Raw genomic sequence first — 20248 nt, 5'->3', positions numbered from 1 at the left:
TGGGCGAGCTCAGGATGCGGAGGCGACGCCGGCCTCGCGCCGCATCCCGCGGGCCGCGAGTGCCGTGCACAGAGCGCACGCGGCCGCCGTCACGCCGAGGAGGATCCACATCGGCGCGAACGGGGTCAGCGCCGCGAGGATCGCGGGCAGGAGGAACCCCAGGTACGTCAGCGAGTAGTACGCCGCCGTGATGCCCGCGAGCTCGTGGGGTGCCGCCAGGGCCTGGGCGGTGGAGAGTCCGGAGACCATCGCGAGCCCGTAGCCGGCTCCGAAGACGGGCGCGGCGACGAGCACGATCCACACCTGGTGCGTGGAGGCGGCGGGGATCAGCAGGAGTGCGCCCAGGGCGATGAGGGATCCGCCCACCAGCCGCATGCGCCCGCGCAGGTACTTCGCGAGGTGGCCCGAGAAGAACTGGGTGACCCAGCCGACGCCGAGAGTGATGACCGTCACGAGGGTGGCGAAGCCGACGGTGAGGCCGGGGATGCGGTCGCTCACCAGGCTCGGACCCACGGCGAACGACAGAGCCGGTGCTGCGAACACCCAGGGCGCGAGCGGGAGGACGACCCGGAGGAAGGTCGATCGCGCCGGTCGCGGAACGCGGAGGTCGCCGAGCAGCCTCGTCGCGCCGGAGTCGAATCGTCGGGTCTCGGTCGCCCGCAGCAGGACGATCAGGGCGACCGCGCACGCGGAGATCTGCACGAGGTAGGGCAGCACCGCGGGCCACGGACCCCACTGGGCCAGGGCCCCGCCGATGCCGGCACCACCTCCGAAGCCGATGGTGAGCATGCCCGCCGCGCGCCGGGCGCCCGCCGTCGACCGTCCCTCCGCGATCGAGAGCTCCTTGATCCAGGAGGTGCCGACGACCATCCCGGCCGCCACACTGAGGCCGCAGACGAACCGGCCGACGCAGAGCCCGGCGAAGCTCGTGCTGGAACTCGCGAGCACGACGCTCCCGAGGATGCCGAGGACGAGACCCGCGATCAGCACCGGTCGCCGTCCGTACCGGTCCGACCACGCCCCCGACAGAGCGAATCCGGGGACGATTCCGAAGACGTAGGCTCCGAGCAGGATGTTCACCTGCACCTGCGAGAAGCCCTCCACCAGCCGGTAGTACTGCATCAGCGGCAGGAAGTGGTTGCCACCCCAGCCGAGGACGATGAGCGAGGGGGCGACGAGGAGCCAGGAGCGGGTGCGCGTGGCGGTCGACGGGGAACTACTCATTCACGTCGGGCTGGTAGACCTTCCGGAAAGCGTCCTTGCGAGCGATCTTCCCTCCGCGGAACTCGTAGATGTCGCAGCCTCGCGTGACCAGGACCGTTCCGTCGGGTCCGGTGCCCGTGAAGGACCAGGTGCCCGCACCGCGGGACCCGGCGATGAGGGGCCCCTCGTCCTCGTGCCGCTCCTGACCCGTGTCGAAGGCGAGCATGAGCGCGAAGCCCTCGCGGACCTGCTCCTTCCCGGTCCAGGTCCGGCCGGGCTCGGGGCCGACGGACGCGCTGTAGACGCAGTCGTCGGTGACGTGGCTCATCAGCGCCTCGAGGTCGTGGCGGCTCCAGGCGTCGCTGAACGCGGCCAGCACTTCGGGCGTCATCTCGCTCGTGTCGTGCTCGGTCGAAGAGGAATCATTCATCAGTGAACCGCGGTCCTTCGAGTCGGCGGACCGTCGTCGGTCGCTCTGCGACCGTGGCAGGTGTCCGGTCGCGGTCGCAAGAGCCTGTAGCGGTCATGTCCGGAAGCGGCCGATCGGTGGTCGGGATCGCGGTACGGACGGCAGCGCTCGCTGTCGCAGCTCGGCCTCCTCAGGTCGCCGCCGCCGCCTCCGCCGCGCCGAGTCGCACGGCCAGCTCCATCGCGCGCCGGCGGGCCGGGGAGAAGTCGTAGGGCATGCTCCGGATGATCTCCGCCGCGCTCCTCGCCCGGGAGCCCTGCGTGTCGGGGTCGGGCGCCGGGGCGGCGTCCCCGGGCGGGTGCGCCTCGTCCCAGGCGTCGAAGAGAGCGTCGTCCTCCTCCTGCTGACCGGACGCCTCGATGACGCGCATCAGCGCCGTCTCGAAGGCGTGCCTCTCGGCCGCCACCTGCGCCACCCGGGGGTCGTCGACGGCGACCGTGTCGTCGAGCGCCTCCTCGGCGGCATCGACGCGGTCGGACTCCGCTCGCAGTGCCGGATCGGCGGCCAGGGCGACGAAGCGCCCGGCCTGGACGGCGGCGCCGAGCGGACCGAAGATCCGCTCGGTCACCAGCAGGACGTCCAGGTCGTCCTGGCGCAGCGAGCCCTCGGGCGCGCCCTCGAGGCGGCCCGAGACGAGATCGTCGAGCAGTCCCAGCCGGCTGCCGAGGGCCAGCATGCGCTGCACCGAGGCCCGCTTCCGCTGCAGCTCCTCCTCCTGAGCGGCGAGGGTGTCCTCCAGTCGTGCGAGGACGCCTGCGATCTCGTCCTCGCCGTCGGCGCCGCCCGGTGCGGCTCCGTCGAAGGCGTCGCGGATGTCGTCGAGGGCGATCCCGGCGTCGGCCATCCGCCGGATCCAGAGCAGCCGGATGATCTCCGGATAGCCGTACCGGCGGCGGCCGTCGCTGCCCCGCTCGCGCTCGGGGAGCAGGCCGACCTGGTGGTAGTGGCGGATCGCTCGAGGAGTGACGCCGACGAACGCCGCGGCGTCGCCGATCGGGACCTGACGGGGCGGGGTCGGGAACGGGTGCATGGCGGACCTCTCGGAGCGGGACGGGACGTGCTTCGAGCAGACCACATGACGCTGCGGCAGGTGCAAGCTGCTGGTTCGATGACTCCATGACCGAGACCACCGAGCAGAAGTGGGCGAACCCCGAGCCGGAGATCCACCGAGCGCTCGCGCGGTGGGCCGCCGACTGTGCAGAACGAGCCCTTCCCGTGTTCGAGGAGTGGGATCCGATCGACACCCGCCCACGACACGCGCTCGATGTCCTCCGAGCCTGGGAGCGGGGAGAGGTGCCCATGACGGAGTGCCGTTCCGCTGCGTTCGCGGCTCATGCCGCCGCACGGTCCGCCACTCAGGCCGGCGCCACCGCAGCGACCGCCGCCGCGAGAGCAGCCGGGCAGGCCGCGGCCGTCGCCCACATGGCCGATCACGCGCCTCATGCCGCGACGTACGCGGCCAAGGCGATCGCGCTGCACGGATCGGGCGACGGCGACCGGGAAGCCGAACGGCGACGCCAGTGGGAGATGCTCGACCCCGACCTCCGTCCGATCAGCTTCTCGAAGGGGCTCCCGACCGTCTCGTAGGGGGATGGATCGGCGGTCGCGTCTCACGTCGCCATGCCTGCCCTGAAGAGGGATCAGCGCGCCCGTCTCGGCCAGGCCTCCCACACTCGGCTCCACGGCGGGGACAGCTGCCGGCCGTCGTGGTCGCTCACCGGGTGCCGGCCCTCGGTAGTGCTGTATCCGCTCGTCAGGCCGAGCTCGTCGGAGCCGCCGATGCGGTAGCCGACGGTGAGACTGTCGTCACCGGCGGTGACGCTCTCCTCGTAGCGGCCCGCGACGACGTCGAGGATCGCGCGCTCGAGGTCGTCCGCGAGGGCGGTCCAGTCGTCGTCGCAGGCGTCGCATCCGCAGACGGGGTACTCGAACCGGTGCAGTGCTCCGGCGTGCAGGAGGATGCCGGGGAAGACGGTGTACACGATCGTCAGCGGTGCGGCCTCGGCAGACGCGGGGGTCAGACGGACGGCGCGGGTGGCCCAGGAGATCTCGGCTTCGTCCCTGGACGCCAGGGCCGGGTCGTCCTCGATCGTGACGTCGCAGGTTCGCACGAGGTGCTCGATCAGAGCGTCGGCGATCGTGTGGAGGGGGCGGAAGCGCTCGGTGTCGCTCGTGACGGAGTAGCTCTCGTCGGGAGGTGATCCTCCTCCCCAGCGAGTGCCGTAGGGGATGGGCCGCCCGTCCTCGTCGGTGAAGACGCGGTCCTCGACAGCGGGTCGGGCGTAGTCCGTCATGGAGGAGAGAGTACGAGTCGTCGAATCATCGGACCAGCGGCGTTCCGTGAGGGGGACGGGTCCTGTGCCGCCCGGCTCACGTCCGCGGCCTCGGTCGGCGGGCGCACACGACGTCGACCGGCATCTCAGCGGTCGCGTCGCTCCGGGGCCGCTCCTCAGGGACGCTCCCGTCCGGTGCGGTGCCTCGGAAGTGCGACCATGGCTCCGTGTCCACGACCCGAACCATCGCCGCACTGGGAAGCTCGTTCGCCGCCGGCCCGGGGATCGAGCCGATCGTCGACGCTGCCGCCCTGCGGTCCGGGCGGAACTACGCGCATCAGCTCGCGGAGCGCCTGGACGCGGAGCTCGTCGACCTGACGGTGTCGGGCGCCACGACGGCCAACGTCCTCGACGCGCCCCAGGCCGTGGGCGACGGGACGGAGCGTCCCCCGCAGGTGGAGGGGGTGCCCGAGACGGCCGCCGTCGTCACGATCACGGCGGGCGGCAACGACCTCCAGTTCATCGGCGCGATGGCGTACGTCGCCTGGCACCGCCTCGAGCCGGAGTCGCCCATGCTGGCGCTCTTCGGGGACGCGTTCGCCGACGGGATCCCCGAGCCGACCGCGGATGCCGTCGAAGGGGCGACGGCGGGTCTGGTGCGGGTCGTCGAGCGGGTCCGCGCGCGGGCGCCGCGCTGCCGGGTGCTGCTCGTGGACTACCTCACCGTGCTGGATCGGGCGTCGCTCGGCCGCACGCCCTTCACCGCAGAGGAGCTGGAGCGGCTCCTCGACATCCAGGACGCCATCGGCACGGTGTTCCGTGACGCCGCCGCGCGCACAGGCGCCGATCTGATCCTGGCGTCCGAGCTGAGCGAGGGGCACGCGCTCGGCTCCGCCGACCCGTGGGTGCAGCCTTTCCACCGGGAGATGTCGCGCGCGGCGGGATCGTTCCACCCGAACGAACGGGGCATGACCGCCATCGCGGAGGAGCTGGAGCGTGTGCTCCGCGCGTAGGGGTCGCCCTTCACGCCGCCCGGGAGCGGCCAGCGCGTTCGCGGCATCGCTTGTCGAGGTGCCCGCCGCAGTCATCGCCGCGCGGACACCCCGACCTCTCGTCAGGCCCGTGCGGCTCGGCGGCGTCCGATCAGGAGTGCGGCACCGGTAGCGAGCAGGACGCCGGCGCCGAGGAGCGGTGCGGACGCATCCGCTCCGGTCCGGGCGAGGCGCGCGCCGGACGTCGTCGCGGCCGGGTGGGCCGTCGGGGTGGTGGCTGCCGGCGCGGGTGGCACGACGAAGGAGGCGGGGTTCCCGTCGACGTAGTGGACATAGAAGGAGTGCTCGAGGTCGGGCTCGCCCTCGGCGCGGGCGATGTACTCGGCGAAGACGAAGTAGCTGCCGGCGGGGACGGCGAGCGGGATGTCGCCTCCGTCGACGAACTCGGCGAGGTCGTACCAGCGTGAGGTCGGCGGCGTGTAGTCGCCGTCGTTGTCGAGCGTCGCGGTCGCGACCACTCGGATCTCTCCGGAGACGACGCAGTCGCGGAGAGTCAGGGGCTCGAGGTGCACGACGAGGCCGCCGGGCGCGGCTTCGGTCGTCCCGACCGGCTCGGTCGTGGCGGCGCTGGGGCTGAGCCCGACGACATCGAAGCAGGTGTCATCGACCGGTGCCGGCGTGGCTGCCGGCGCGGGTGGCACGACGAAGGAGGCGGGGTTCCCGTCGACGTAGTGGACGTAGAAGGAGTGCTCGAGGTCGGGCTCGCCCTCGGCGCGGGCGATGTACTCGGCGAAGACGAAGTAGCTGCCGGCGGGGACGGCGAGCGGGATGTCGCCTCCGTCGACGAACTCGGCGAGGTCGTACCAGCGTGAGGTCGGCGGCGTGTAGTCGCCGTCGTTGTCGAGCGTCGCGGTCGCGACCACTCGGATCTCTCCGGAGACGACGCAGTCGCGGAGAGTCAGGGGCTCGAGGTGCACGACGAGGCCGCCGGGCGCGGCTTCGGTCGTCCCGACGGGCTCGGTCGTGGTGGCGCTGGGGCTGGGCTCGACGACATCGAAGCAGGTGTCATCGACCGGATCGGGAGCAGCTGTGGGCGTCGGAGTCGGGACAGGAGCCGCCGTGGGTGCCGCTGAGGCCGTGGGCGTCGCAGTCGGAGTAGGAATAAGCGAGGCGTTCGCCGACGGCGCGGCGATCAGCACTCCTCCCAGAGCGAGGCTCGAGGCTGCCAGCCCGAGGAGGAAGGAACGCGCCGAGCGGGCGCGGAGAGAGGGAGCGGGCACAATGATGTCTTTCGCTGAGAGGATGGTCGTCGATCGAGACGCACCATCGTTTCCCCCGGGCGTTCATGAGATTTCTATCAGTCCATGGGCGGCGGACACAGTGGCCGAGGGCGGCCGAGCGTCTCCTTTGCATAACGGGGTGAAGTGATGCCGAGCGCATCCCTCCGGCTGTGAGGAAGACGCTGAATGCACCGGAAGGATCGCGTCGCGAAGGACGGCCCGTTTCGAGACGCCCGCCGGTCCGAGGAGCGCGATGCCGGCGACTCCATCGGTGATGCGTTGTCGGTCGGGCGTTCAGCCCCTCGTTGCAGGCCGGCTGGTGAAGTGCCGCACGCCGTAGATCGCGAGGAGGAGGATCCCGCTCAGCTGCAGCGCCAGCGAGAGGCCGGAGGAGAACTCCTCCGTTGGCCACAGCAGCCCCGGAATGTCTCGCCGGGCGTCGATCACCGGACGCGGAGGTCGTCCCCCGATTCGACCTCCGCCAGCCGGAAGGGCCCGGGGAAGAGCGGGCCGGTGCTCCACATGGCGATGGTCGCCCAGCCGAGGTCGGCGTGAGCGGCGGAGCCCTCCGGGATCGCGCGAGTGAACAGCGCGTAGTCGGTGCCGTCGAGGGTGAGTGGTTCGACGCTCCACCCGTCGCGGTCCTCGGCGAGAGCGGTGGATCGCATTCCGGCGGCGTCCATCGCGGCGATCGCCTCGCGTCGTTCGAGCCCCTCCGGGACCGCATCGAGGAGGAGGCAGTTGACAGCGAGGGAGGCGGTCGCCACCGCGTCGGTGACCTGCCCGTGCACGGAGGATCGCGGCCCGATCCGCAGTCCGGTGCGCAGCATCGTCCGGATCGAGCAGCGGCCTGCCTGCGGTCCGCGGTCGAGGGCGATCGTCAGCCCGTCGGTCGGTCCGTCGTTCGTGCTGCCCGCACCGGTGATGGACCAGCGCTCGTGTTCCGCGAGGGGGAGGAGTGTCCGCATGTGCTCATCCAACTCGTCGCCCGGTGCTCCGTCGAGCCAGGGGCGCGACGCGGGAGTCCCGGGCGAGGTCTTCGCAGTGAGGAGGGGCAGGGCGGCGGCCGGACCGTCGGCGAACGCCACGGCGGCGGCCCGGTCGAGCGCGACCGCACGGGTCCCACACCGCGCTCGAGACGACGAGCATCCTGCTGCCGGATCGACAGCCGGGCGGAGATCTTCTTCCAGCTTCTCCCGCGCCGCCGCCGTGCCGGCGTCCGCTCTGCGTGCTGAAGTGCACTCGAGCGGACCCTCGCTCAGTTCCCGTGCGGATCGAGTCCGTTGACCGCCGCCACGGTCTCGTCGTAGTCGCCTCGGGCCTCGCCGTAGCGGAGGAACTTCACCCGCTCGACCTGGATCTCGCGCGCGTCGGGCTCGGCCTCGATGAGCGCGACGACCTCGCCGATGAAGTCGTCCAGCGGCATCGCGAAGGAGCTGTCCCGCTGACCGGGCATCAGATCGGTCGCCACCGACGGGGGTTCGAGCTCGGTCACCGTCACGGTGGTGCCGGCCAGCTGCAGGCGCAGCGTCTCGCTCAGCATGTGGATCGCGGCCTTGGTCGCGTTGTAGCTCGGCGTGACCTTCAACGGAGTGAAGGCGAGCCCGGAGGACACGGTCATGATCGTCGCGTCGGGGCGCGTCCGGAGGTGGTCGATGAATGCGGCGATGAGCCGGATCGTGCCGAGCAGGTTCGTCGTCACCGTCTCCTCGGCACTGGTGAGGAACCCGTCGGGGGTGGTCCAGTCCTCGATGCGCATGACTCCCGCCATCGTGACGACGACATCGACCTCGGGGTGATCGGCGATCACCCGGGTCGCCGCCCGCCGGATGCTGTCGGGGCTGGTGATGTCGATCTCGACGGCGTGGATGCCGGGGTGCTCGGCCGTGATCCGGTCGAGCAGCTCGGTGCGGCGGCCTCCGATGACGACCTGGTTGCCCTTGGCCTGGAGTGCGAGCGCGAGCGCCAGGCCGATTCCGCTGGTCGCGCCGGGGATGAAGACAGTGTTTCCGCTGATGTGCATGCGTCCACCCTGCGACCGGTGCGCGGCGGCTGCCAGAGAGCGGTCATCCAGGGAGAGCGGGTCCCTGGTTCCGCGTCCGCTGCGCACCGATACTGGGGCAGATGGACCCCGACGCTCTCGCCCAGTTCCTGACTCGTCACCGGGACGGTCTGCACCCCTCCGACGTCGGCCTGCCCGAGGGACCCCGTCGCCGCACAGCCGGCCTGCGGCGCGAGGAGGTGGCGCAGCTCGCGGGCATGTCCACCGACTACTACACCCGCCTCGAGCAGCGCCGCAGCACCCGGCCGAGCGTGCAGATCCTCGGCTCGCTGGCCCGCGCCCTCCGCCTCACGCCCGACGAGCGCGACTACCTGTTCCGCGTCGCGGGCCTCGACGCGCCCGATCGCCACAGCAGCGGCGACTACATCGCCCCCGGGCTGCTCCGCGTCCTCGACCGCCTCGCCGACACTCCGGCGATGATCCTGTCGCCCCTCGGCGAAGCCCTCGTGCAGAACGAACCGGCCAAGGCGCTCTTCGGGGATCTCAGCCGCTTCACCGGCCTCGAACGCAGCGAGATCCACCGCTGGTTCCTCCGCCCCGAGACGGAGCGCCGCCGGTACCCGGAGGCCGACCACGACCGGCAGAGCCGGTCCCAGGTCGCCTCGCTGCGGGCGGCCCTGGGCGTGATGGGGCCGAACTCCCGAGCCGCGGAGCTGGTCCGGGAACTCAGCCGGCAGAGCACCGAGTTCGCGGCCCTGTGGGATCAGCACGAGGTGGGCCGCCGTTTCGCCGACCACAAGACCCTCCTCCACCCCGACCTCGGACCGATCGAGGTCGACTGCCAGGTCCTCTTCACCGAGGACGACTCGCAGGCGCTCCTCGTGCTCACCGCGCCGCCGCGCAGCGAGGCCGCCGGCAGGCTCGAGCTCCTCGCCGTCCTCGGCAGCCAGCAGTTCGCCAGTCGTCGGGAGGACGCCGGGACGGGTCGCTGAGGGACCGACTCGCGGTCGACTCCGGCAGGGGAGAGGCGCCCGCGTCGGCCCTCGCGTCCACAGGCGACCGCGCCCGTAGGTGACCGGTCAGGTGCGGGCTGCGGCCAGTGTCGAGAAGGCCAGCCGGACGAGGACGGACTCGACCGTCGCGAGCTCGGCGCCGACGCGGTCGATCAGGGGATCCCGCTCGGCGGAGTCGATCCACGCCGCATAGCCGTCGTAGTACGCGCGGACCCCGGCATCCGCGAGCACGCCCGCCTGGCGTGCATCGCCGAGTCGTGCGGTCAGGGCGGCACCGAGAGCGTCCGTGATCGCGGAACGCTTGAACGCCGCACGTTCTCGCAGCTCGGGGCTCGCGGGGATGATGACAGCGAGCAGCTGGCGGACCTGCCGCCGGTCGTCGGTGTGGACGGCGCAGAGGGGCAGGACCCCCGCCCGGAGGATCTCGAACGGCGTGCCGCCCGGTGTCGCGCCCTCCACGCCCTCGACGGCGAGGGCGACCAGCTCGTCCTGTCCCTGGAAGAGGATCTCCCGCTTGTCGGCGAAGTGCCGGAACAGCGTGGTGCGGGTCACGCCGGCCCGGTCGGCGATCTGCGCCGCCGTCGTGTCGTCGTAGCCGTGCTCGGCGAAGAGCTCCACCGCGGCGTGGAGCAGTCGTCCCCGCGTATCCGGTTCCCATCGAGCCATGCCACGAGTCTAGTGATGCTATCGGGTTGCATCGAAGCGAAAGGGCACCCCTCGGCCACCGCCTGTTTTCGGCGGAGATATCGGTCTGGTGATGCGACAGAGTTGCATCAGGTGTAGCGTCATGTGCCTGAGTCACATCACCGAAGGGACTCGGGCCGCCGCAGAGCGCGGCGACCCGTCAAGGACAGGAGCGATCACATGCGCGTATTCGTCACCGGAGCATCCGGCTGGATCGGAACGGCCCTCACCACCGAGCTCGTCGCGGCGGGACACGAGGTCCGCGGACTCGTTCGATCGGAGGCCTCGTCCGAGAAGGTGCGTCGCGCCGGCGTCACGCCCGTGAGGGGCGACATGGGCGATCACGATCTGCTGGTCGCGGAGGCCCTGGACGCGGATGCCACCGCGCATCTCGCCTTCACCCTCGACTTCGCCGCATTCGACGCCGCCGTGGACAATGAGGTGCGCCTCCTCGAGCGGATCGGGTCGGCGCTGGACAGCACCGGGAAGGCCTTCTTCGCCGCGTCGGGCACTCCGACGAGCCTCGGGCGGCTCGCCACCGAGGAGGACGAGCTCGATCCCGCCGGGCCGGCGGGGGCGCGTGCCCGCACGGCGAGTGCCGTGCTGGCGCTGTCGAGCCGCGGAATCCGCTCCGGTCTCGTGCGGATGCCCCGCACGGTCCACGGAGAAGGGGACCGCAACGGCCTCATCGCCGCGCTCGTCGGGCTCGACCGACAGCTCGGCACCGCCGCCTACGTCGGCGACGGATCGAACCGATGGCCCGCGGTGCACATCAGCGACGCCGGCCGGCTGTTCCGCATCGCGCTCGAGACGGCGCCCGCCGGAGCCGTGCTGCACGCCGTCGGTGAGGAGGGGGTGGTGATGCGCGACGTCGCCGGGGCCATCGCCCGGAAGACCGGCCTGACGGCCTCGGCCGTCGACCCGGAGCAGCTCGGCGTGTTCGGCGCCCTGCTCGGAGGCGACCAGCCCGCCTCGAACGCCGTCACCCGGGACCTCGTCGCGTGGGAGCCGAGCGGCCCGACGCTGCTCGAGGACCTCGAGGCCGGCTACTACACGTCCTGAGCCGGAGAAGCAGCGGCCCTCGACCCGTGGTTCAGCCCTTCTCGGCGCCCGCGGTGAGGCCGCCCGTGAGGAGGCGCTCGGATGCGAAGAACAGCACGATGATGGGCAGCGTGAGGATCACGGATCCCGCCATCAGCACGGTCGTGGGCACTTCGATGCTGCCCCCCAGCTGCGAGAGGCCGAGAGACACCGTCCAGGTGTCGCGGCGCTCGACGAGGAAGAGCAGGGCGAACAGGAACTCGTTCCAGGCGATCATGAAGATGAAGAGCCCGTTGGAGACGATCGCGGGCATCGCGAGCGGGAGGCTGATCCGTCTCATCACCTGCAGGCGGGAGGCGCCGTCGATCGCCGCCGCCTCCTCGAGTGACACGGGGATGGTCGCGAAGTAGTTGCGCAGCGTGTAGATCGAGACGGCGACCACCTGCGACACGTAGACGATCAGCAGTCCGAGGAGCGAACCCCGGAGTCCGATCTGCGTGAAGAAGACGAAGAGCGGGACGGCGAGCAGGATCGACGGGAAGAAGTACACGGCGAGGAACAGCGCCGACACCTGCCGCCTCCCGAAGAACGCGAGCCGGCTGACCGCGTAGGACCCGGGGATCGCGACCAGCAGTGTGAGGACGACGGTGCCGAGCGCGACGAGGAACGAGTTGCGCAGGAAGACGACGAATCCCTGGCCGCCGCTGTCCACCGGGGAGAGGACGTCGATGTACGTCGAGAGGTCGACCTCGCTCGGTGCGATCCAGATGGAGCCCGGGTTCTGCAGGAGCGAGTCGAGGCTGCGGAAGCTCAGGAGCACCATGTAGTAGAAGGGGAACACCGCGACGACGAGCAGCGCGACGATGATGAGCGGGCGCAGGACGCGGATGGCCGCGTTCTCGAAGCGGTCGCGGGCCACGCCTCGTCGATGGCCGGCGTCGGCGCTGCGGGGCCGGGTCTCCGTGGTCATGACACCTCCTCCTCTCGGCCGAAGAGCCGCAGATAGACGGTGACGAGCACCGCGAGGATCGCCGCGAGGACGAGCGCCTGGGCGGAGGCGGCTCCGATGTCGCCGCGCGCCGTGAGGTAGTCGAAGACCCGGACGGAGACGACCTCGGTCCCGGCGCCTCCGCCGGTGAGCAGGTAGATGTCGTCGAAGTTGTTGAACGTCCAGATGAACCGCAGCACGCTGAGCACCGCGATCGTGGGGAGGAGCTGCGGCAGGAGGATGTGGCGGAAGCGCTGCGAGGGCGTGGCGCCGTCGATCCGGGCCGCCTCGTCGAGCACCTCCGGTACTGCGGCGAGTCGCGCGGTGAGGAAGAGGAACGCGAACGGGAAGGAGCGCCAGGCCTCGAAGAGGATGACGGTCAGGAGGGCGATCGGCAGCTGCACCTCCACCCCGAGCACCATCACCGGAAGCGAGCGCTGGGAGAGGAAGGCGACCGGGTCGTCCCACCCGAGGAGGTTCGTGCCGACCCAGTTGACGACTCCGAACTGCGGGTTGAGCATCGTCGACCACACGAAGGTCGCCGCGACGACCGGAGCCACGTACGGGAGCAGGAGCGCGGCACGGACGAGACTGCGCCCGCGGAACGGCCGACGGAGAGCGAGGGCCGCGACGAGGCCGATGCCGATCGCCAGCGCGGTTCCGCCCACCGAGTAGACGACCGTCGTCCTCAGCGCGGCGAAGAACCCGGGCGAGGTCAGCACATCGGCGAAGTTCTCCAGGGTGTACTCGCCGAAGAAGCCGGCACCTCTGATGTTGAGCAGACGGATGGGCTGGAACGCCAGTGCGACCGCCCAGAGGATGGGCACGACCACCGCGACGAGGACGATGACGAGGGTCGGGGCGAGGAGGAGGAGGCCGGTCCGGTTCTCCTCGCGATCCCGGCGGGAGCGCCGTCGGCCGCGGCCCGGACCGCGTCCGTCCGACGAGGGTCCGAGGTCGGCTGCGGGGGCGGGTCCGGTCGGGCCCGTTCCCCCCGCGAGCTGCGTCACTGAAGTGACTCCTGCACGCTCCGCACGGCTTCGGCGGCCGTCTCGGCCGCGTCACCCGGGTCGCCGCCCTGGCTGACGTCGTTGACCGCGGTCGAGACGGGCAGCTCGCCCTGCAGCGCTCCGAGGAGATCGCCCTGGCCCTGCGTGATGCCCCAGCGGGCGAGGTCCTGCGGGCCGGCGGCGACCGCGTCGAGCACCTCGGGGGCATAGAAGTCGGAGAGCGGAGCCTTGGTGTCCACGCCGGCCGGCAGGGTCGCCCACGCATCGGAGAACCGTGTCGGCTCCTCCGCGGTGCCGGTGCGGACCGGCACCTTGCCCTCCGGGGCGATGCCGATCCACTGCTCGTAGCCGTCGCCCATCATGTACTCGATGAAGGCCTGCGAGTCGCCCGTGTTCGCACCGGCGGTGATCGTCCAGGAGGTGATCTCCCCGAACTGCGCGGGACCGTCGGCCTCGGGTCCGGTGAGAGCGGTCACGACTCCCGTGTTCTGGGCCAGGAACGCCGGGTCGGCGGCGCACTCGGGGCAGGAGGGCTTGGCGTCCTCCCGGAGCCCTGCCATCTCGTCGAGGACGAAGCTCGACCAGATGAACATGGCGGCGTCACCGGCGAAGTAGGTGGCACGGGTCGTGTCGACGTCCTGCGCTCCGGGCACGGAGTACTCGGTCGTGAGGTCGCCGTAGAAGCTCAGCGCCTCGACGCAGGCGTCGGAGTCGATCGCCACGTCTCCGCCGTCATCCACGAGCTGGCAGTCGTTGCCGAGGGCGATCTGCTCGAACGTCTGCTCGGTGAACGCGTCGCCGGGGGCCGTGGCTCCCACGAACCCGGCGATGTCGTCGCTGTCCAGCGTTCGAGCGGCCTCGAGGATCGCGTCGTACGAGTCGGGAGCTTCGAGGCCCGCGGCCTCGAAGAGGTCGGTGCGGTAGAAGAGCAGCTGCGTCCACGACTCGCTCGGCACCGCGAGGCGGGTGCCGTCGTCGGAGGTGAGCTCGAGGGCGCGCTCCGAGAAGGTGGCGGTGTCGAGGCTCTCGATCGTCGTGCCGACGGCCTCGGTGTCGATCAGCTCGTTCGAGGAGAGGGTGCGCACCTGGGGGAGCGAGATCCCGCCGATGACGTCGGGCAGGTCTCCGGCGGCAGCGGACGAGGTGATGAGCTGGCTGAACTGGTCCTCCGCGACGGAGACGAGCTCGACCTGCACGCCGGTCTCCTCGGTGAAGGCGTCGACGATCGCCTGGGCCGCGGCCACCCGGTCGGGGAGATCCTCCTGCACCCAGAACGTGATCCCGTCCTCCGGGGTCTCCTCTGCGGTCGACGTGCACCCGGTCAGCGCGAGGGCCACCGCGGCGGCCACCGCCATCGACAGTCGCCGTGGGGTCGAGATCTTCACTGTGCGCCTCCTTGCGCCCGCCATCGGGCCTGGATGCGCCGGCCGACGCACGAGTCAGAGAAACAAATCCCGTTGCTCGTGTCTACCCGTCGACCACGATCGGCCGGGGCACTAGGGAATGCCGGAACGGGTGCCGGCACGCGGGTGACGCAGGGGCCGTCCCGCGGGCGAGCATGGGAGGGCGCCGACTCCTCGCGGACGAGAACCGGTACCCCGTTACCGCTGACGACGAGGAGGCTCACCCTCCACGGTCCGGGACCTCCTGAGCAGGAGGACACCCAGCCCGATGAAGACGACGAGGGTGACGGCGATCGCCGGATCGGCCAGCGGCCGCAGCGACAGGATCGTCGTGAAGTCGGCCGCGGCGTGCAGGAGGATCAGCGGGAGGACCCAGCGGTAGCGGTACTGGAACGCGGCGAGTGCGAACCCGTAGCACCCGGACACCAGCACGTTCAGGGCGATGTCGTCCGCGGTGCGGTCCGTGGTCGCGAAGGCGGAGAGGTGCTGCAACCCGAACAGCGCGGCGGTGATCGTCACGGCGAGGGGCGCAGCGAACGAGGACCGCAGTCGCTCGAGCACGACGACCCGGCTGATCAGCTCCTCGTTGATGCCGACGAGCAGCAGGGTGAGCGCCCACAGGCCGAAGCCCGGAGGACGGTCCTCGAGCCCGCCGGTTGTCCACGCGAGCACCTCGAGCAGGAGCGGCACGAGGAGGAGCAGCGCGGTCCGGCCGCGCCGGACGACGAGGATCCCGCTCGCGTGCCACAGTCGCCGCCAGGTCACGAGCAGTGCCGCGAACGCGACGCACGCGAGGTTCGCGGTCAGGCCCAGGTACCAGCCAGGCACCCCGATCGCGGCCGCCGCCGCGAGCGTGCCCGTGATGACGCCGAACCGTGCGAGGTGGACGGCGACTCCGAAGAGGACGGCCCGCGACCGATCATCTGACACGTGGCGCACGCTAGCAGCGCTCGGCCCGACCGACCAGAGTCGGTGGGCGGGCGGCGCTCGTCCGGCAGCAGAGGTCGGGTCGAGCGGACGAAGCGGCACCGAGTCCCGCAACGGAATGGTCGCTCGTCACGTCGAGAAGTGGAGGGGCTCCCGGAGGGCGGCGTCCGATCGGGTCGAATGCCGCCCTGTCGGCACCAGGACATGCGATCGGTCTTCGGAGCGGCCGGCGTAACGGATGGTCGTGCCGCAGAGAAGTCCCCGACCGCCGCACTCAGAACGAGAGAGCACCTCCTATCGGAGCTGCACCAGCGCCGATCGCCGTGATCCACCGCGGTGGCGGCGGCGAGTACCCCCGACGCAGCGACGCGGAGGCGGCGGGCGCGACTCCGTCGAAGAGCGATGCGGGTGGGCCGGACACCCCCCGCACCGCTCCTCCTGCTCGGACCGCCGAACTCCGCCTCGGCGGCGTCAGCCCCGGATGAACGCGAGGATGTCGGGGTTGATGACGTCGGCGTGGGTCGTCAGCATCCCGTGCGGGTAGCCCTCGTAGATCTTCAGGGTCGCGTCGCTGAGAAGCTCGGCCTGTTTCACGGCGGCGTCCCGATAGGGCACGACCTGGTCGTCGTCGCCCTGGAGGACGAGGACGGGCACGGTGATGGCGCGCAGGTCCTCGGTCTGGTCGGTCTCCGAGAACGCCCTGATGCCTTCGTAGTGCGCGAGGGCGCTGCCCGTCATCCCTTGCCGCCACCAGTTGTCGATCACCGGCTCCGAGATCGTGGCGCCGGGGCGATTGAAGCCGTAGAACGGCCCGGAGGCGACCGCCCGGAAGAACCCGGCGCGGTTCGCGGCCAGCGCTTCGCGGAACCCGTCGAAGACCGAGATGTCGGTGCCCTCGGGATTCGCCTCCGTCTTCACCATCAGCGGCGGGACGGCCGACACCAGGACAGCCTTCGTCACCCGATCCTGCGGCTGGCCGAACCGGGCGACGTACCGGGCGACCTGGCCGCCTCCGGTGGAGTGGCCGATGTGGACCGCGTCGCGCAGGTCGAGGTGCTCGACGACGGCGGACACGTCACTGGCGTAGTGGTCCATGTCGTGGCCGGTGCCGATCTGCGACGAGCGCCCGTGGCCCCGCCGGTCGGTCGCGATCACGCGGTAGCCCTCGGCCAGGAAGTAGAGCATCTGCGCGTCCCAGTCGTCCGAGGACAGCGGCCAGCCGTGGTGGAACACGATGGGCTGCGCGTCGTGGCTTCCCCAGTCCTTGAAGTAGATCTCTGCACCGTCGTCGGTGGTCACGTATCCCATGGTCGCCCTCCTGAGGCTGTTCGTCGGTGGTCTGGTGCCGGCTTCGGGGTCAGCCGAGTTCGGCGACGGCGTCGGTGATGAACGAGGCGACCTCGGTGGGGTGCGTCTGCATCACCAGGTGAGGTCCGTCGATCTCGATCACCCTGCGGACCCCGGCGCGCTTGTAGCCGAAGCGTTCGACATCGGGGTTGATGGTGCGGTCGGCGCTCGAGACGATGCCCCAGGACGGCGTGGTCCTCCACGCGGCCGCGGATGCGGGCTCGCCGAACGCGACGGCGGACAACGGACGTTGCGAGACCGCGAGGACCTTCGCCTTCTCGAGTTCGAGCCCGTCCGCGAACACGGCGGGGAAGGCGTCGATCGCGACGGAGACGTCGGTTCCGGGCTCGGCGCCGTCGACGGGGTAGGGCGCGTACACGAGGTTCGCGGCGAGGTCGCTGTCGGGGAACCCTCCCTGGAGGGCGCCGAGGCTCTCGCCCTCCTCGAGTGCGTAGGCGGCGACGAACACCAGTCCGACGACGTTCTCGGCGACGCCGGCGACGGTGAGGATCGCGCCGCCGTAGGAGTGCCCGGCGAGGAGGACCGGCCCGTCGATCTGCTCGACGAAGGACCTGATGTAGGCCGCATCCCCGGACAGGCTGCGGTTGAACACCGGCGGAACGAAGACCTTGTGGCCCTGGTCCAGGAGGAGCTTCGTGACGGGCGCCCAGCTGGCGGCGTCAGCGAACGCTCCGTGGACGAGGACGATGGTGGGGGAGTCGGGCATGGCGATGTCCTTCCTGATCCGCACCGGTGGCGCAGGACTGTGCCGGTAGCGGAGGTGCGTGATTCCGCTCGTGACGGTACGGCCGCGCGTTGCGGCGGCGCATCGGTCACGATGACCGAGATCCGGCGCCGGGTGACTTAGTCGTCCGCGGACGGACTCAGAGTGCCGTCGGTCGTCAGGGCCATCGGCAGCTGCTGCCGGCTCGAGATCCCGAGCTTCTGGAAGGCCGCGTACAGGTGCGCACCGACCGTCCGGGGCGAGACGAAGAGGCGCTCACCGATGGCACGGTTGCTCATCCCTCGCGCCGCGAGCGTGCAGACACGGAGCTCCTGCGGTGTGAGCAGTTCGAGGCCCCGCCGCCCGGAGACCGGCGATCGCTCGCCCGTGGCCCGGAGGGCGTCTCGCACACGCTCCTCCCAGGCCGGTGCCGGCATCGCCCCGAAGAGGTCGAGGGCGGCGTGCAGAGCGGAGCGGGCGGCGTCGTTCCGGCCCGCCCGGTGAAGACGCCGGCCCAGTCGGAGGAGCGCGCGGGCCTGGAAGTACGGGATCGGCCAGCGTTCGTGCCGCAGTGCCGCCCACGCCGGCTCGAGCTGGTCGTCGGGTAGGAGCGCGAGCCGGGCGTAGTCGACGGCCGTCCGCACCATGGGTGCGTGCCAGCGCGCGTGGAGCAGCTCGAGGCCCGCCAGCCGCTGCTCGGCGTCCGTGCGCTTGCCGGACTCCAGCGCGGCGTCGACGAAGTCGTGCGAGGTCACGACGGCGAACCACGGGTGATAGGCGTCGTGGCCCGGGTCGAGCAGGCAGCGGAGGCGCTCGAGCGCCTCCGCCGCTCGGCCGGAGACGAGATGCGCGGCCCCGGCCGCCCCGAGGACGGTCGCCCGCATCGCGCTGGAGCGGAGGACCTGTCGGCCCGCGTCCGTCGCTGCCGCGATCCGCTCGACGTCCGGCTGCTCCCCCTCGAGGGCGTCGAACCAGGCGAGTGCGCACCGTGCCGCGGTCGAGAACCCCGGGTCTCCCAGGTCGTGGCCGAGCGTGAGGCCCTGCTCTGCGAGGACACGGGCTCCCGCGGCGTCGCCGGCGAGGTAGGTGGTCATGGAGCTCCCCATCAGCGCCTGAGGGAACGTCCGCAGGTCCCCCCTCGCCCGCATGCTCGCGAGGGCCCGGTCGAGCAGGACGCGGGCCGTGTCGATCTCGCCGACGAGGTTGAGGGCGTACCCGAGGAGCCATGCCGACTCCTCGTCCAGGGCCGTCGGGGCCGAGGCGAGTGCGCGTTCCAGCACACTGTCGCCGCGTGCCACGGGCTCGGTCCGGGCTGCCAGGAGGATCGACCGCGGATCGTCCTCCGGGAGCGCGAGGGAGTCGACGACGACGAGCATCGGGTCGCCCGGGTTCGCCTCGGAGGTGTGATCCCAGGCGATCGCGGCCAGGTGCAGCAGAGCGGCCGCAGCGAGTCCGCTCCCGCCGGCCGCCTGCATCTCGGAGACGGCGTGCAGCGCAGGGGCGAGGTCGCCGGCGGCGAGCCTGTTCGTGCCGGTGGGCAGGGTCTCGGCGACCCACTTCGCGCGCGCCGCGAGCAGCCGATCGGGCGCCTCGTCGCGTGCTCGCTGCACCAGGAGCGACGCTTCGGAGATCCTCCCGGACAATCCGGCGAGCTCCGCTGCGATGACGCGCCGCTCGACTCGGCCGGCGACGTCGGATGTCAGTTCAGCCGCGCGCTCGTAGGCGCGGCTCGCAGCGAACGGGTCGGACATCGCCGCGCTGCCGTCGCCGAGCGCTGCGATCTCCTCGGCGAGCGGATCGTCGTAGCCGGTCGCCAGCTCGGCACGCCACCAGATCGTCCGCGCCGGATCGTGCTCGTGCTCGAGCACGAGCGACCGCAGGACCGCGGCCCGCTCGGTCGGCGACGCCGCTGCCAGCACGGCCGACTGGACGAGCGGGTGGCGGAAGCGGATCGCGCGCGGAGCGACCCACTCGAGGAGTGAGGACGCCGACGCCTGCTCCGTCCAGGTCGGCGCGGGGAACCGCCCGATGGTGCGTGCGGCCACGCGCGCCGCTTCCTCCGCACTGGTGCCCTCGGACAGCGCCACGGCGAGGACGGCCAGCCTGATCGACGGGTCCAGCTTCGCGTATCGACCGGCGAACTCCTGCTCGACTCTGCCCGCGGTAGGTCGATCCCGCGTCCGGCCCGCCGACGCCGAGCGGCCGAGTTCGCGCAGCGCCAGCGGATTGCCCTCGGCTCTAAGCAGGAGGTCGCGTCGAGCCCGACCCCGGGGAGCCTCCGGAATCCCCTCGAGCAGTTCGTCGGCAGCCGCCTCGTCCAGCGGGGCGAGATGCAGGCGTCGAAGCCCCGCCTCCACCGCCGTGTCCGTGTTCCGTGTGGTCATGACCATGACGATCGGATCCTCAGCGACACGCCGCGCCATCATCCGCAGTGCCCATTCGGACGGCGCGTCGATCCAGTGCAGGTCCTCGGCGACGACCAGGAGAGGATGCTCGGCGACGGCGTCGGAGAGCAGGGTCAGCGCCGCGAGTCCTGCGAGCAGCGGCGAGGGCTGGACACCTGTCTCGACCCCGAACGCGACGTCCAGTGCGTGTCGCTGCGGTGCCGGAAGCGACGGGATGCCGCCGCGCAACGGGTACAGGAGCATGTGCAGCGCGGCGTACGGCTCGGTCGACTCGGCCAGGGTGCCGGTGGTCGTCAGGATCCGCGCGCCGCGGCCGGTCGCGTACTCGATCACGTCCGCGACCAGCGACGTCTTGCCGATGCCCGCTTCACCGTCGATCACGAACGCGGAACCGCCGCTCTCGACGTCGCGGACAGCGTCTCGGAGGGCCTCGGACTCCCGCTCGCGTCCGATGACGGGCTTCGCCATCGTCATTCGGCCAGTATGT

General features: G+C 71.4%; 19 protein-coding genes. 4 read left to right on the top strand and 15 right to left on the bottom strand.

Annotated elements, in window-relative coordinates; all coding sequences use genetic code 11:
- Positions 1-9: 9 nt before the first annotated feature.
- From GRS96_RS01580 to GRS96_RS01570, 3 genes are all read right to left on the bottom strand, one after another.
- Entirely contained in the window at positions 10-1224 is a 1215-nt protein-coding gene (locus tag GRS96_RS01580; protein WP_159987544.1) for an MFS transporter, read from the bottom strand.
- A complete protein-coding gene (locus GRS96_RS01575) occupies positions 1217-1633 on the bottom strand; it encodes a nuclear transport factor 2 family protein (RefSeq protein WP_159855126.1) in 417 nt (138 codons plus the stop codon). Before GRS96_RS01575 ends, GRS96_RS01580 begins: the two co-directional genes overlap by 8 nt.
- Before the next feature lie 169 nt (positions 1634-1802).
- A complete protein-coding gene (locus tag GRS96_RS01570) occupies positions 1803-2702 on the bottom strand; it encodes a MerR family transcriptional regulator (RefSeq protein WP_159987543.1) in 900 nt (299 codons plus the stop codon).
- Positions 2703-2788: 86 nt separating this feature from the next.
- Between GRS96_RS01570 and GRS96_RS01565 the strand changes: the two genes are divergently transcribed.
- Positions 2789-3259, top strand: a complete 471-nt coding sequence (locus GRS96_RS01565; protein ID WP_159855130.1) for a putative immunity protein — start codon at positions 2789-2791, stop codon at positions 3257-3259.
- 53 nt (positions 3260-3312) lie between these two features.
- Here the strand turns inward: GRS96_RS01565 and GRS96_RS01560 are convergent, their stop codons facing one another.
- Complete coding sequence (locus GRS96_RS01560; RefSeq protein WP_159987542.1) at positions 3313-3966, bottom strand: DUF6226 family protein; 654 nt, start codon at positions 3964-3966, stop codon at positions 3313-3315.
- Positions 3967-4172: 206 nt separating this feature from the next.
- On the opposite strand from GRS96_RS01560, the gene GRS96_RS01555 reads away from it, so the two are divergent.
- Entirely contained in the window at positions 4173-4958 is a 786-nt protein-coding gene (locus GRS96_RS01555; RefSeq protein WP_159987541.1) for an SGNH/GDSL hydrolase family protein, read from the top strand.
- 101 nt (positions 4959-5059) lie between these two features.
- On the opposite strand, the gene GRS96_RS01550 is transcribed toward GRS96_RS01555, so the two are convergent.
- The 3 genes from GRS96_RS01550 to GRS96_RS01540 all read right to left on the bottom strand — a co-directional run bounded on the left by GRS96_RS01550 (position 5060) and on the right by GRS96_RS01540 (position 8240).
- Entirely contained in the window at positions 5060-6217 is a 1158-nt protein-coding gene (locus GRS96_RS01550) for an LPXTG cell wall anchor domain-containing protein (RefSeq protein WP_159987540.1), read from the bottom strand.
- Positions 6218-6660: 443 nt separating this feature from the next.
- Positions 6661-7305, bottom strand: coding sequence for a hypothetical protein (locus GRS96_RS01545; protein ID WP_159987539.1), 645 nt, complete (start codon positions 7303-7305; stop codon positions 6661-6663).
- Between the two features lie 170 nt (positions 7306-7475).
- On the bottom strand, positions 7476-8240 hold the full coding sequence (locus tag GRS96_RS01540; protein ID WP_159855154.1) for an SDR family oxidoreductase: 765 nt from the start codon (positions 8238-8240) through the stop codon (positions 7476-7478).
- Positions 8241-8341: 101 nt separating this feature from the next.
- Here GRS96_RS01540 and GRS96_RS01535 point away from each other — a divergent pair, with 101 nt between their 5' ends.
- The gene (locus tag GRS96_RS01535) at positions 8342-9211 is read left to right on the top strand and encodes a helix-turn-helix transcriptional regulator (RefSeq protein ID WP_159987538.1); all 870 of its coding nucleotides are present in this window, start codon (positions 8342-8344) and stop codon (positions 9209-9211) included.
- An 87-nt stretch (positions 9212-9298) separates the two neighbouring features.
- Here GRS96_RS01535 and GRS96_RS01530 read toward each other — a convergent pair whose 3' ends face one another.
- Positions 9299-9898, bottom strand: a complete 600-nt coding sequence (locus GRS96_RS01530; protein ID WP_159855158.1) for a TetR/AcrR family transcriptional regulator — start codon at positions 9896-9898, stop codon at positions 9299-9301.
- A 198-nt stretch (positions 9899-10096) separates the two neighbouring features.
- Here GRS96_RS01530 and GRS96_RS01525 point away from each other — a divergent pair, with 198 nt between their 5' ends.
- Positions 10097-10978 (top strand): NAD-dependent epimerase/dehydratase family protein, encoded by an 882-nt coding sequence (locus GRS96_RS01525; RefSeq protein ID WP_159987537.1) that lies wholly within the window; start codon positions 10097-10099, stop codon positions 10976-10978.
- A 31-nt stretch (positions 10979-11009) separates the two neighbouring features.
- Here the strand turns inward: GRS96_RS01525 and GRS96_RS01520 are convergent, their stop codons facing one another.
- The 7 genes from GRS96_RS01520 to GRS96_RS01490 form a co-directional block, all read right to left on the bottom strand.
- Positions 11010-11927, bottom strand: a complete 918-nt coding sequence (locus tag GRS96_RS01520; RefSeq protein WP_159855162.1) for a carbohydrate ABC transporter permease — start codon at positions 11925-11927, stop codon at positions 11010-11012.
- Positions 11924-12955: a carbohydrate ABC transporter permease gene (locus GRS96_RS01515; protein ID WP_159855164.1), complete on the bottom strand. Its 1032-nt coding sequence runs from the start codon at positions 12953-12955 to the stop codon at positions 11924-11926. Before GRS96_RS01515 ends, GRS96_RS01520 begins: the two co-directional genes overlap by 4 nt.
- Positions 12952-14340 (bottom strand): ABC transporter substrate-binding protein, encoded by a 1389-nt coding sequence (locus GRS96_RS01510; protein ID WP_236553538.1) that lies wholly within the window; start codon positions 14338-14340, stop codon positions 12952-12954. The genes GRS96_RS01515 and GRS96_RS01510 overlap by 4 nt, the downstream gene beginning before the upstream one ends.
- 216 nt (positions 14341-14556) lie before the next feature.
- The gene (locus GRS96_RS01505) at positions 14557-15288 is read right to left on the bottom strand and encodes a CPBP family intramembrane glutamic endopeptidase (protein WP_159987535.1); all 732 of its coding nucleotides are present in this window, start codon (positions 15286-15288) and stop codon (positions 14557-14559) included.
- 468 nt (positions 15289-15756) lie between these two features.
- Entirely contained in the window at positions 15757-16593 is an 837-nt protein-coding gene (locus GRS96_RS01500; protein WP_159987534.1) for an alpha/beta fold hydrolase, read from the bottom strand.
- A gap of 49 nt (positions 16594-16642) precedes the next feature.
- Positions 16643-17359, bottom strand: a complete 717-nt coding sequence (locus GRS96_RS01495) for an alpha/beta fold hydrolase (RefSeq protein WP_159987533.1) — start codon at positions 17357-17359, stop codon at positions 16643-16645.
- Positions 17360-17496: 137 nt separating this feature from the next.
- The gene (locus tag GRS96_RS01490; RefSeq protein WP_159987532.1) at positions 17497-20235 is read right to left on the bottom strand and encodes an AAA family ATPase; all 2739 of its coding nucleotides are present in this window, start codon (positions 20233-20235) and stop codon (positions 17497-17499) included.
- Positions 20236-20248 lie beyond the last annotated feature (13 nt).

The sequence above is a fragment of the Rathayibacter sp. VKM Ac-2803 genome, from assembly GCF_009807175.1.
GTDB lineage: Bacteria > Actinomycetota > Actinomycetes > Actinomycetales > Microbacteriaceae > Rathayibacter.
Note: the sequence above shows the minus strand (reverse complement) of the source record. Positions and strands in the feature narration are given on the sequence as shown.

Excerpts from the sequence above, each read along its gene's own strand:
- GRS96_RS01535 (WP_159987538.1), top strand. The coding sequence starts at position 8,342 with ATGGACCCCGACGCTCTCGCCCAGTTCCTGACTCGTCACCGGGACGGT.
- GRS96_RS01520 (WP_159855162.1), bottom strand. The coding sequence starts at position 11,927 with ATGACCACGGAGACCCGGCCCCGCAGCGCCGACGCCGGCCATCGACGA.
- GRS96_RS01560 (WP_159987542.1), bottom strand. The coding sequence starts at position 3,966 with ATGACGGACTACGCCCGACCCGCTGTCGAGGACCGCGTCTTCACCGAC.
- GRS96_RS01530 (WP_159855158.1), bottom strand. The coding sequence starts at position 9,898 with ATGGCTCGATGGGAACCGGATACGCGGGGACGACTGCTCCACGCCGCG.
- GRS96_RS01565 (WP_159855130.1), top strand. The coding sequence starts at position 2,789 with ATGACCGAGACCACCGAGCAGAAGTGGGCGAACCCCGAGCCGGAGATC.
- GRS96_RS01570 (WP_159987543.1), bottom strand. The coding sequence starts at position 2,702 with ATGCACCCGTTCCCGACCCCGCCCCGTCAGGTCCCGATCGGCGACGCC.
- GRS96_RS01495 (WP_159987533.1), bottom strand. The coding sequence starts at position 17,359 with ATGCCCGACTCCCCCACCATCGTCCTCGTCCACGGAGCGTTCGCTGAC.
- GRS96_RS01575 (WP_159855126.1), bottom strand. The coding sequence starts at position 1,633 with ATGAATGATTCCTCTTCGACCGAGCACGACACGAGCGAGATGACGCCC.
- GRS96_RS01540 (WP_159855154.1), bottom strand. The coding sequence starts at position 8,240 with ATGCACATCAGCGGAAACACTGTCTTCATCCCCGGCGCGACCAGCGGA.
- GRS96_RS01525 (WP_159987537.1), top strand. The coding sequence starts at position 10,097 with ATGCGCGTATTCGTCACCGGAGCATCCGGCTGGATCGGAACGGCCCTC.
- GRS96_RS01490 (WP_159987532.1), bottom strand. The coding sequence starts at position 20,235 with ATGACGATGGCGAAGCCCGTCATCGGACGCGAGCGGGAGTCCGAGGCC.
- GRS96_RS01500 (WP_159987534.1), bottom strand. The coding sequence starts at position 16,593 with ATGGGATACGTGACCACCGACGACGGTGCAGAGATCTACTTCAAGGAC.
- GRS96_RS01580 (WP_159987544.1), bottom strand. The coding sequence starts at position 1,224 with ATGAGTAGTTCCCCGTCGACCGCCACGCGCACCCGCTCCTGGCTCCTC.